The 7,049-nt window shown below is 46.9% G+C and carries 7 protein-coding genes; 6 read left to right on the plus strand and 1 reads right to left on the minus strand.

Annotation, left to right across the window (positions count from 1 at the left end; genetic code table 11):
- From A3761_RS03795 to A3761_RS03820, 6 genes are all read left to right on the plus strand, one after another.
- Nucleotides 1-417: carboxyl transferase domain-containing protein (locus A3761_RS03795; protein ID WP_304439579.1), on the plus strand; the 417-nt coding region annotated here is incomplete at its 5' end.
- Between the two features lie 189 nt (nt 418-606).
- Nucleotides 607-1,764, plus strand: coding sequence for an acyl-CoA dehydrogenase family protein (locus A3761_RS03800; protein WP_068510438.1), 1,158 nt, complete (start codon nt 607-609; stop codon nt 1,762-1,764).
- Nucleotides 1,765-1,843: 79 nt separating this feature from the next.
- Nucleotides 1,844-2,659, plus strand: coding sequence for an enoyl-CoA hydratase/isomerase family protein (locus A3761_RS03805; protein WP_068553503.1), 816 nt, complete (start codon nt 1,844-1,846; stop codon nt 2,657-2,659).
- Nucleotides 2,660-2,724: 65 nt separating this feature from the next.
- The gene (locus tag A3761_RS03810; protein WP_068510434.1) at nt 2,725-4,731 is read left to right on the plus strand and encodes an acetyl/propionyl/methylcrotonyl-CoA carboxylase subunit alpha; all 2,007 of its coding nucleotides are present in this window, start codon (nt 2,725-2,727) and stop codon (nt 4,729-4,731) included.
- A gap of 2 nt (nt 4,732-4,733) precedes the next feature.
- Nucleotides 4,734-5,564 carry an NAD(P)-dependent oxidoreductase gene (locus A3761_RS03815; RefSeq protein WP_068510432.1) on the plus strand — a complete coding sequence of 277 codons (831 nt, stop codon included), beginning with the start codon at nt 4,734-4,736 and terminating at the stop codon, nt 5,562-5,564.
- 148 nt (nt 5,565-5,712) lie between these two features.
- The gene (locus A3761_RS03820) at nt 5,713-5,961 is read left to right on the plus strand and encodes a hypothetical protein (RefSeq protein WP_068510431.1); all 249 of its coding nucleotides are present in this window, start codon (nt 5,713-5,715) and stop codon (nt 5,959-5,961) included.
- Nucleotides 5,962-6,070: 109 nt separating this feature from the next.
- Here the strand turns inward: A3761_RS03820 and A3761_RS03825 are convergent.
- Nucleotides 6,071-7,049, minus strand: a 979-nt coding sequence (locus A3761_RS03825) for an NADH:flavin oxidoreductase (RefSeq protein WP_068749845.1), incomplete at its 5' end; no start/stop codon positions are given.

A 7,049-nucleotide genomic window follows, 5' to 3' on the forward strand; every position in this document is an offset into this window, starting at 1 on the left:
GTAGCAAATACCACTGTAGCTAAGCTCACTATCGTCGTTGGCGGTTCCTATGGCGCGGGTAACTATGCCATGTGTGGTCGAGGTCTTGACCCTCGCTTCATCTTCGCTTGGCCGAACAGCAAAACAGCCGTTATGGGCGGCGCACAGGCCGGTAAGGTATTGCGAATCGTCACAGAAGCAAAACATGCAAAAATGGGTAAAGAAGCTGATCCAGCCATGCTCGATGTTATCGAGAAAGCGACTGCAGATAAATTGGACGAGGGTTCAACAGCCTTGTTTGGCACCGCTCGCCTATGGGATGACGGATTAATCGATCCGCGCGACACGCGCAAGGTGTTGGCATTCCTCTTAGATATTTGTGAGGAAGCCAATATGCGTGAACTAAGACCCAGCTCTTTTGGCGTAGCGCGTCTATAAGATGTAAAGCAAAAACTACCAGGTCATTCCCGCGTAGGCGGGAATCTATTGTTTTAGAGCTAAGCCACATAGGTTGATGAATACTAAGAACAGACTGAATATAAAACTAGACAATGGATCCCCGCTTGCGCGGCGATGACGCTGAGTCCGACTATATTCACAAATAATTTAAAGAACAGAGCAAGAACAATGCAATTTACTCAAGAACACAAAGAAATCCGTCGTACCGTTAAGAACTTCGTCGTAAATGAAATCAACCCACATGTTGAAGAGTGGGAGCAAGCTGGCACATTTCCAATGCGAGACGTATTCAAAAAGCTTGGCGAGCTTGGCCTTTTAGGTATTAGCAAACCGACTGAGTTTGGTGGCATGGGGCTCGATTACAGCTATAGCATTGTGGCTGCAGAAGAATTTGGGCTGGCTAAGTGCGGTGGCGTACCCCTAGCCATTGGGGTACAGACAGATATGTGCACTCCTGCTCTAGCACGCTTCGGCTCGGATGACCTACGTAAAGAGTTTTTAGCACCTTCTATTACCGGCGACATGATTGGCTGTATCGGTGTTTCTGAACCTGGTGCGGGGTCAGATGTCGCGGGCCTAAAAACGACTGCCAAAAAAGATGGTGATGATTACATCATCAACGGTACAAAAATGTGGATCACTAACTCGCCAAGTGCTGACTTTATATGCTTATTGGCGAATACCTCTGACGACAAAGTACACGTCAATAAATCGCTGATCATTGTACCGATGAATACACCAGGCGTTACCGTTGCACCGAAACTAGATAAGCTCGGTATGCGCTCCTCTGAAACAGCTCAAGTATTCTTCGACAACGTTCGTGTACCGCAGCGTTACCGTATCGGAAACGAAGGAATGGGCTTCATGATGCAAATGATGCAATTCCAGGAAGAACGTATGTTTGGTGCGGCAAATATCATCAAAGCTCTGGAACGCTGCGTAAACAGCACTATCGATTACTGTAAGCAACGAGAGACCTTCGGTCAGCCTCTGATTAATAATCAGGTAATTCACTTCCGCTTTGCAGAATTACAAACTGAAATCGAAGCCCTTCGAGCCCTGACTTATCAGGCAGTTGAAGGTTATATCAACAAGCAGGATGTCAGCAAGCTTGCTTCTATGGCGAAGCTAAAAGCAGGCCGCTTGGGCCGAGAAGTAACCGATTCTTGTTTACAATATTGGGGTGGCATGGGTTACATGTGGGACAACGAAGTATCTCGCGCCATGCGTGACGTACGCCTAGTATCTACTGGCGGCGGTGCAGATGAAATCATGCTCGGCATTATCTGCAAGCTAATGGGTATTTTACCCGGCAAGAAGAAGTAAACCCTTCCTCGTCATCCCGGCATTCTTTTTAGCCGGGATCTATTATGTAAATTATTAAATGACGAAGAGATCACTAACTATGACTTTACCAGAAACCGAAACACTATTACTTGAACAGCGAGACCATGAACTGCATATCACACTCAACCGCCCTAAAACTCGCAATGCGATGAGCCTAAAAATGGTTAAAGAGTTAATGGCTGTGTTTGAAAGTATTCAAACACAGGAAGACATTCGTGCAGTAGTATTACGGGGCGCAGAAGGCCACTTCTGCGCTGGCGGCGATATTAAAGATATGGCAGGTGCCCGTATGGCGGAAGGCTCTAAAACTGCTGATCAAAACGACCCGTTCTACGAGCTGAACCGCGAATTTGGACGCATGATTACTTATGCGAATCAGATTCCACAGGTACTCATTGTGGTCACAGAGGGGGCAGTCCTGGGCGGAGGCTTTGGCCTTGCCTGTATTTCCGACGTTGCCCTAACCTCTAGTGACGCAAAATTTGGCTTACCTGAAACCGGCCTGGGTATTCCACCGGCTCAAATCGCTCCATTTGTCGTGACACGCATTGGCTTAACCCAAGCGAGACGTCTAGCCTTATTAGGGTCTTGTTTTAACGGTCAGGAAGCTAAGGAGCTGGGCATTGTTCACGAGGCACATGAAACAAGTGAAGCACTTGAAGAAGACCTAGAATCAGTACTTAGCCAAGTTAAACGCTGTGCACCAGATGCTAACCGTATCACGAAAGAACTGATACTCGGAGTCGGCAAACAACCATTGGAAGAGTTATTAGACTCTGCAGCCCATTCCTTCTCACAAGCAGTACAAGGTAAAGAAGGCCAGGAAGGCACCATGGCCTTTGTACAGAAGAGATTGCCTAGCTGGGCAGAGTAGTCAGTTATCATCAAAACAATGGATTCCCGCCTTCGAGGGAATAACGATAAAAAGAGAGTATTAAGATGTCTAAACAAGTGACATTCGAAAAAGTATTAGTTGCAAACCGTGGAGAAATTGCCGTTCGTGTGATGCGTACAGCTAAGTCGCTCGGCTATAAAACCGTTGCGGTTTACAGTGAAGCTGATGCGGGTGCGCCACATGTTCTTAACGCAGACGAAGCGGTATGTATTGGTGCAGCACCAGTAGGCGAATCCTATTTAGTCGCAGACAAAATCCTTGCGGCCGCTAAACTAACTGGCGCTGGCGCCATTCACCCTGGCTATGGCTTCTTGTCTGAAAACTGTGACTTCGCCAACGCTTGCGAAAAGGCCAATATTGAATTTATCGGCCCACCTTCTGCAGCAATCGAGCTTATGGGTAGCAAACGTTTATCAAAGATCGCTATGACCAAGGCCGGTGTGCCTTGTATCCCTGGTTATGAAGGTGCTGATCAAGACATTGAGACACTCCTAAAAGAAGCCCAAACCATCGGCTTCCCTATTATGGTAAAAGCCTCTGCCGGTGGTGGTGGACGTGGTATGCGTCTGGTTTTTGAAGAGAGCGAGCTGGAAGCACAAATCAAAACAGCTAGTTCAGAAGCTGAGAATGCTTTTGGCAGTGGTGAGCTGATTCTTGAGCGTGCCGTGATCAAACCTCGTCATATTGAAATTCAAGTCTTCGCCGACAAGTACGGTAATGCTGTTTATTTTGGTGAACGCGACTGCTCTATCCAGCGTCGCCACCAAAAAGTGGTTGAAGAAGCGCCTTCGCCATTTGTCGACCCTGAACTTCGCCAGCGCATGGGTGAAGCGGCTGTACAAGCAGCCAAAGCTTGCAATTACGTCGGTGCAGGGACGGTTGAATTCTTGGTCGACTCAGATAAGAACTTCTACTTCCTGGAAATGAATACCCGTTTACAGGTAGAGCACCCGGTGACAGAGCTGATTACCGGTACTGACTTGGTAGCCTGGCAGCTCAATGTAGCGTCAGGTCAAGTATTGCCCAAGACTCAGGATCAAATCGAACTTAATGGACATGCCATGGAAGTTCGCCTCTATGCTGAAGACCCTGCAAATCAGTTTTTACCTCAAACGGGCCCGGTCCACCTTTGGGAGCCAGCTCAAGGTGACGGTTTACGTATCGATGATGGCATTATAACCGGCCAAACCGTCTCGCCTTTCTATGACCCAATGTTAGCCAAGATTATTGCCTATGGCGCAAACCGTGAAGAAGCGAGACGTCGTTTGATCCGTGCTGTTGAAGAAAGCACCCTATTTGGCTGCACCGTTAACAGTAACTTTCTATGCGAAGTACTACGACATCAGGTGTTCATCGATGGCGAAGCCACCACAGCCTTTATTGGTGACGACTTCGTTGACAGTAAAACTCTCAGCAAACAGACGCCTTCAGCATTGGCTGTTTCGCTCGCAGCCATGATCTCTTACTTGGAACAAAGCCCGTCTCGTACGGCAAGCCAACTTTCCCCTTGGGGCAACGAATTATCTGGTTGGAGCAATACTGGCAAAGCTCCATGGCCTTACCAGTTAAAGAGCGGTGAAGACAAGTTCGACTTGAGCCTGGAGCAAAACGAGAACGAATATTTAATCAAACAAGGTGATAATGAAACACGCATCGTATTAATGGGTAATGTGCCTGGCGTACTCACCTACAGTGAGCAAGGTGTGCGCAAAACCTGTCGCTATAAAGTGGTCGGGGGACAGATATTTATACGCCTAGAGAGCGAGTATTTCTGCTTTGAAGATTGCACTCATCAAGCGGCCGAAGCTCAAGATGGTTCAGGGTCTGGGAAAATTAAGGCAAGCATGGATGGCGCAATTATTGAAGTACAAGCTGAAGTGGGTATGAAAGTCGAGAAAGGACAAACGCTTGTTATTCTCGAAGCCATGAAAATGGAGCACCCTTTAAAGTCTGACGTTAATGGAATCGTCAAGGCTGTGAATGTTGCCCAAGGTGATCAAGTTAAATTGCGACAGCTGCTTGTCAACGTAACACCCGATAAGGCCGAATAAAGATGGGATCATTAGTTAATAAAACGATTATTATAACCGGCGCAAGCCGCGGCATTGGTCGAGAAATGGCACTTAAGTTTGCCGCCGATGGTGCGAATATCGTCATCGCAGCGAAATCAGCTGAAGCTCACCCTAAACTCCCCGGCACAATTTTCAGCGTTGCCGAAGAAGTTGAACAAGCTGGAGGACAAGCACTCGCCTTTCAAATGGATGTCCGAGAAGACGAGCAGGTTAAGGCGCTCATTGAGGCAAGTGTTGAAAAATTTGGCGGTATTGATGCGGTTATTAATAATGCTGGCGCAATCAAACTGATGAACTCTGAAATGCTGCCTTTGAAGCGTTTTGACCTAATGTATCAGATCAATACTCGCGCCGTACTGAGCTTATCAACGGCTGCGCTACCTTGGTTAAAGAAGTCTGAATGCGGCCATATTCTGAGCCTCTCACCACCCGTTAACCTCGACCCAAAATGGTTCCAGCATTATGGTCCTTATACCGTCACCAAGTATGGCATGTCGATGTTGACTATTGGGATGGCAGCCGAATACAAGCGCTACGGAATTGCAGTGAACTCCCTATGGCCACAAACATTAATCTCTACAGCTGCCATCGAATTTGAAGGTGGCGGAAAGTCGGCTCTTGAAAAAGGTCGTAAGCCCGCCATTATGGCCGATGCTGCCTACGAAATACTCACCACCCAAGATTGTGAGCTCAGTGGTGAAGTAATCATTGATGAAGACATCCTTCGCAAGAGAGGCGTGGATGATTTCGATCACTATCGCTACTCAGATGATCCAGATAAAAAACTGATGAACGATCTATTTGTCGATTAAATAAACAGAGAAACGATGAAAGGACTTGAGGAAGATCAATAAGTTGAGCTTCCTTTCATTTTTATCGATCTAGGGCGTCGCAAATCACAGTGGGAAAGTGGTAACATACATTGTAAGCATTTTCCAACGAGTTCTCTTCAGGCCTTTCATGAATACAATGAAAACCGAAAAAAGCCATGTTTTCAATGATAAGCGAGGCCAGGATCGTAGGCAGGATACTGCTCAAGCTCGAAAATATAAAAATAACCGCCGTAAAGCTGATCGCCGTAATATGGAGTTTAGTGAGCTGCCATGGTGGCTACAACGAAACTACGTTGATGTAAATATCACTCCAGTCCCCTCGAAAGCCAAGAAACTCAATAAAACCAAGCTCAAGTCTAGCCAAAAAGTCGGCTAAGCTTTCAAAAGTAGAGACATTGTAAACCTAATTTTCTTATACTAATTCGAAAATAGCGGAGACTGCTCAAATATTCTGTTACTCAAGCAGCCGTTTTCTATAAGCCTACTTAGATCAATTTCATCAATGCTGCTTTTGAAAAGTCCTGCAATTCATCCAAACGCTGTTCTTTCACTTTCAATACCCACTCAGGGTCTTGAAGTAGCGCACGGCCAACCGCGACCAGCTCAAATTCACCTTGGGCAACTCTGTCAGACAATTCAGCAATTCGGCTAGACGCCACTCCCGCCTTGTCAGACATCCCCAAGCTCGAGCCCTTCTCATCGATAAAACTACTATCTAGACCAACGCTACCAACGGTGATTACCGGCTTACCTGTCAACTCCTTAGTCCAACCAGCAAGATTCAAGTCAGAGTTATCGAACTCATTTTCCCAGAATCGGCGTGTTGAGCAGTGGAAAATATCGACTCCGGCTTCAGATAAAGGCTGTAGGAATTGTTTCAGTTCCTCTGGAGAGTTGGCCAACCGTGCCTCATAGTCTTGTTGCTTCCACTGAGAGAAACGTAAAATAATCGGAAAGTCCTCTCCGACCCGAGCTCTGACAGCCTGAATAAGCTCAACCCCAAAGCGAGTTCGCTTGAGCATATCACCACCATATTCATCAGTACGCTGGTTTGTTCCTTCCCAGAAGAACTGGTCAACTAGGTAGCCGTGCGCGCCATGTATTTCCACAGCATCAAAGCCAATACTTTTTGCATCTTCAGCAGCCTGTGCGAAAGCTTCAATAACCTCAGCAATATCTTCCTGCGTCATCGCTACGCCATTTTCTTTGCCTGGCTTAAACAAACCAGAAGGGCTATAGCCCGGTACAGACTTATCAGGCTCTACGCCCTCTTTACGAACTGAACCTACATGCCACAGCTGAGGCGCGATCTTTCCACCTTTCGCATGAACCGCATCAACTACTTTTTTCCAGCCAGCTAATGCTTTCTCACCATGCATGAAGGGGACATTAGGATAACCATTTGCAGCTTTATGACCAACTGGGGTGCCCTCTGTAATGATCAGGCCCACATCATTTTCAGCA

The sequence above is a fragment of the Oleiphilus sp. HI0123 genome, from assembly GCF_001635315.1.